At 69.6% G+C, this 3,661-nt stretch carries 3 protein-coding genes and 1 pseudogene; all 4 read left to right on the top strand.

Annotated features, from left to right (window positions below):
* Nucleotides 1–228 (top strand): annotated as a pseudogene (locus tag SALMUC_RS23105) (ABC transporter ATP-binding protein); the annotation flags it as partial.
* Between the two features lie 87 nt (nucleotides 229–315).
* A complete protein-coding gene (locus SALMUC_RS23100; RefSeq protein ID WP_020043729.1) occupies nucleotides 316–1,401 on the top strand; it encodes an ABC transporter permease in 1,086 nt (361 codons plus the stop codon).
* Nucleotides 1,401–2,309: an ABC transporter permease gene (locus SALMUC_RS23095; RefSeq protein WP_020043730.1), complete on the top strand. Its 909-nt coding sequence runs from the start codon at nucleotides 1,401–1,403 to the stop codon at nucleotides 2,307–2,309. Before SALMUC_RS23100 ends, SALMUC_RS23095 begins: the two co-directional genes overlap by 1 nt.
* Before the next feature lie 68 nt (nucleotides 2,310–2,377).
* The gene (locus SALMUC_RS23090; RefSeq protein ID WP_020043731.1) at nucleotides 2,378–3,448 is read left to right on the top strand and encodes a BMP family ABC transporter substrate-binding protein; all 1,071 of its coding nucleotides are present in this window, start codon (nucleotides 2,378–2,380) and stop codon (nucleotides 3,446–3,448) included.
* Nucleotides 3,449–3,661 lie beyond the last annotated feature (213 nt).

The raw sequence follows: 3,661 nt of genomic DNA, 5'->3' as shown, positions 1-3,661 counted from the left end.
GCGGCGGCGGCGATCCGGCAGGCGCTGCTGGACCTCGCGGCGCAGGGCGCGGCGATCGTGGTGATCAGCCAGGACCTCGACGAGCTGATGGAGGTCTCGGACCGCTTCGGCGCGCTCAACGAGGGGCGGCTGTCGTCGATCCGGCCGGTCCCGGAGCTGGATATCGAGAAGATCGGCCTGATGATGGGCGGCGCGCACGACATGGAGGTGGCGCATGTGGAGGGCTGAGGCGACGGGAATTTTCGGACGAAGATTCCTGGGCGCGCACCGCCGCGGCCGGATTTGCCGGATGATGACTCCCGGGAGGGCCGCGCGATGATCCGGCTGGAACGGCGCCCGCAGCCCTCGCGGCTCTGGACGGCGGTGACGCCGCTGCTGGCGGTGCTGCTCACCATGATCGTGGGCGGGCTGATGTTCGCGGCGCTCGGCAAACCGCCGCTCGAGGCGATCCGCATCATCTTCTGGGACCCGCTCTTCGACCCGCAGTTCTCGGGCTATTCGCGGCCGCAGCTGCTGGTCAAGGCAGGCCCGCTCATCCTCATCGCCATCGGGCTGTCCATCGGCTTCCGCGCCGGGGTCTGGAACATCGGCGCCGAGGGCCAGTACATCATGGGCGCGGTCACCGGCGCCGCCGTGGGTCTCGCGGTCTACCCGTCGGACTCGGCGCTGCTCTTCCCGCTGATGATCGTGGCGGGGGCGCTCGGCGGCTGGGCCTGGGCGATGATCCCGGCGGTGCTCAAGACGCGCTTCGGCACCAACGAGATCCTCGTCTCGCTCATGCTGGTCTACGTGGCCGAGAACATCCTCGCCTCGGCCTCCTCGAGCTGGCTGCGCAACCCCGAGGGCATGGGCTTTCCCGGCTCGCGCAACTTCAAGCAATGGCCCGCCGTGCACAACACCGAGCTCATCCCCGACACCGGCATGCACTGGGGCGTGGTCGCCGCCTTCATCGCCGTGATCGCCGCCTACGTGCTGCTCGCGCGGCACATCCAGGGCTTCAACATCCGCCTCACCGGCGAGGCGCCGCGCGCCGCGCGCTTCGCGGGGGTGAACCCCGCGCGCATCGTCTTTCTCTGCCTCGGCATCGCGGGCGCGCTCGCGGGCATGGCCGGGCTCTTCGAGGTCACCGGGCCCGCGGGCCAGATCACCATCGACTTCAACTCCGGCTACGGCTTCACCGCGATCATCGTGGCCTTCCTCGGCCGCCTGCACCCGGTGGGCATCCTGCTGGCGGGCCTGCTCATGGCGCTGACTTACATCGGCGGCGAGCTGGCGCAGCTCATGCTGGGGCTGCCGGGCGCCTCGATCCAGCTCTTCCAGGGCATGCTGCTCTTCTTCCTGCTGGCGACCGACGTCTTCACCAACTACCGCATCCGCTTCGGCTCCGAGGAGGTCGCCTGATGGACCCCGTGCTGCTTGTCGCCTCGATCATGGTCTCGGCCACGCCGATCCTGCTCGCCGCCATCGGCGAGATGGTGGTCGAGAAGTCCGGCGTGCTGAACCTCGGCGTCGAGGGCATGATGATCACCGGCGCCGTGGTCGGCTTTGCCGTGGCGGTGGGCTCGGGCTCGCCGCTGCTGGGCTTTGCCCTCGCGGCGGTGGCCTCGGCGGCGCTCTCGCTCAGCTTCGGGCTGCTGACGCAGTTCCTGCTGTCGAACCAGGTGGCGACGGGCCTCGGGCTGACGCTGGTGGGCCTCGGGCTCTCGGCGCTGATCGGCGCCTCCTACGAGGGCGTGAAGGCGCCCTCGCTGCCCAAGCTCGACATCCCGGTGCTGGGCGATCTGCCCGTCGTCGGGCGGATGCTCTTTTCCCATGACATCATGGTCTACTTCAGCCTCGCGCTGGTCGTGGGCGTCTGGGCCTTCCTGAAATACACCCGCGCCGGGCTGATCCTGCGCGCGGTGGGCGAAAGCCACGACAGCGCCCATGCGCTCGGCTACAAGGTCGTGCGCCTGCGGCTGGCCGCCATCTGCTTCGGCGGCGCCTGCGCGGGCCTCGGCGGCGCCTACGTCAGCCTCGTCCGCGTCCCGCAATGGACCGAGGGCATGACCGCCGGCGCCGGCTGGATCGCCCTGGCCATCGTCGTCTTCGCCGGCTGGCGCGCCTGGGGCGTGCTGGTGGGCGCCTACCTCTTCGGAGGCGTCACGGTGCTGCAGCTGAACCTGCAGGCCGCCGGCACCACCGTCCCGGTCGAGCTCTTGTCGATGTCGCCCTACGTGGTAACCATCGTCGTGCTCGTCATCATCTCGGCCCGCGGCGCCGCCGGCGCGCCCGCCTCGCTGGGCCGGCCGTTCCACGCCTCGACCTGAGCGGGCGCGGACCGGACATACGCAACAGAGTCGCAACAGACCGAACCAAAACAGGGAGACACCCGCCTATGAAACGCAGAACCCTTCTCGCCTCGGCCGCGCTGAGCCTCGCGCTCTCGGGCGCCGCCTTTGCCCAGGACGTGCCCAAGATCGGCTTCGTCTACGTCGGGCCCGTCAACGACGGCGGCTGGTCGCAGCACCACCACGAGTCGGCCATGCAGATGAAGGAGCACTTCGGCGACCAGATCGAACTGGTCGAGCAGGAATCGGTGCCCGAGGGCGCCGATGCCGAGCGCGTGCTGACGCAGATGGCGCTCTCGGGCGCGGACCTGATCTTCACCACGTCCTTCGGCTACATGGACCCGACCATCGCCGTGGCCGAGAAGTTCCCCGACGTGAAGTTCGAGCACGCCACCGGCTACAAGACCGCCGAGAACGTCTCGGCCTATTCCGCCCGCTTCTACGAGGGCCGGGCGATCACCGGCTTCCTCGCCGGCGCGATGACCGAGACGAACAAGATCGGCTACATCGGGTCCTTCCCGATCCCCGAGGTGATCCGCGGCATCAACTCGTCCTTCATCCACGCGCAGAAGGCCAACCCGGACGTCGAACTCTCGGTGGTCTGGATCTCGAGCTGGTTCGACCCCGCCAAGGAGGCCGACGCCACCCAGGCGCTGCTCGACCAGGGCGCGGACGTGGTGCTGGCCCACACCGACTCGACGGCGCCGCTCTCGGTGCTCGAGAAGGCCGGCGGCTTCGGCTTCGGCCAGGCGGCCGACATGGCCGACTACAAGCCCGAGCCGCGCATCTCGTCGATCATCGACGACTGGGCGCCCTATTACATCGACCGCGTGCAGGCGATTCTCGACGGCACCTGGGAGAGCCACAACGTCTGGCAGGGCATCGGCGACGGCATGGTCGGCATCGGCGAGATCACCGGCCCGGTCCCCGAGGAGGTCAAAGCCGAGGCGCTGCAGATGAAGGAAGACATCGCCAACGGCGACTACCACCCCTTCACCGGCCCTCTGAACAAGCAGGACGGCTCGGCCTGGCTGGCCGAGGGCGAGGTGGCCGACGACGGCACGCTCGCGGGGATGGATTTCTACGTCGAGGGGCTGACCGGCGACATTCCCAACTGATCGGGGCCACTTTCGTGGCATGATGGCACCGTCGGCGCACCCGCGCCGGCGGTGTTCGCGTCTTCGGGGGCCGGCCGCCTTCGGCGAGCGTATTTGGAACAGGAAGAAGGACCGGGAGATGTCGCGGAGCCCGCGCGGTGGCGGAGCGGACCGGCGGCCCGTCGCGCTGGTGCTGGGGGCGGCGGTCCGGCCGGGCGGGCGGCCGTCGCCGAT

The sequence above is a fragment of the Salipiger mucosus DSM 16094 genome (assembly GCF_000442255.1).
GTDB lineage: Bacteria > Pseudomonadota > Alphaproteobacteria > Rhodobacterales > Rhodobacteraceae > Salipiger > Salipiger mucosus.
Note: the sequence above shows the minus strand (reverse complement) of the source record. Positions and strands in the feature narration are given on the sequence as shown.

What these genes read in the sequence shown, in the direction of transcription:
- SALMUC_RS23095 (WP_020043730.1), top strand. Translation starts at nt 1,401, where the DNA reads ATGGACCCCGTGCTGCTTGTCGCCTCGATCATGGTCTCGGCCACGCCG.
- SALMUC_RS23090 (WP_020043731.1), top strand. Translation starts at nt 2,378, where the DNA reads ATGAAACGCAGAACCCTTCTCGCCTCGGCCGCGCTGAGCCTCGCGCTC.
- SALMUC_RS23100 (WP_020043729.1), top strand. Translation starts at nt 316, where the DNA reads ATGATCCGGCTGGAACGGCGCCCGCAGCCCTCGCGGCTCTGGACGGCG.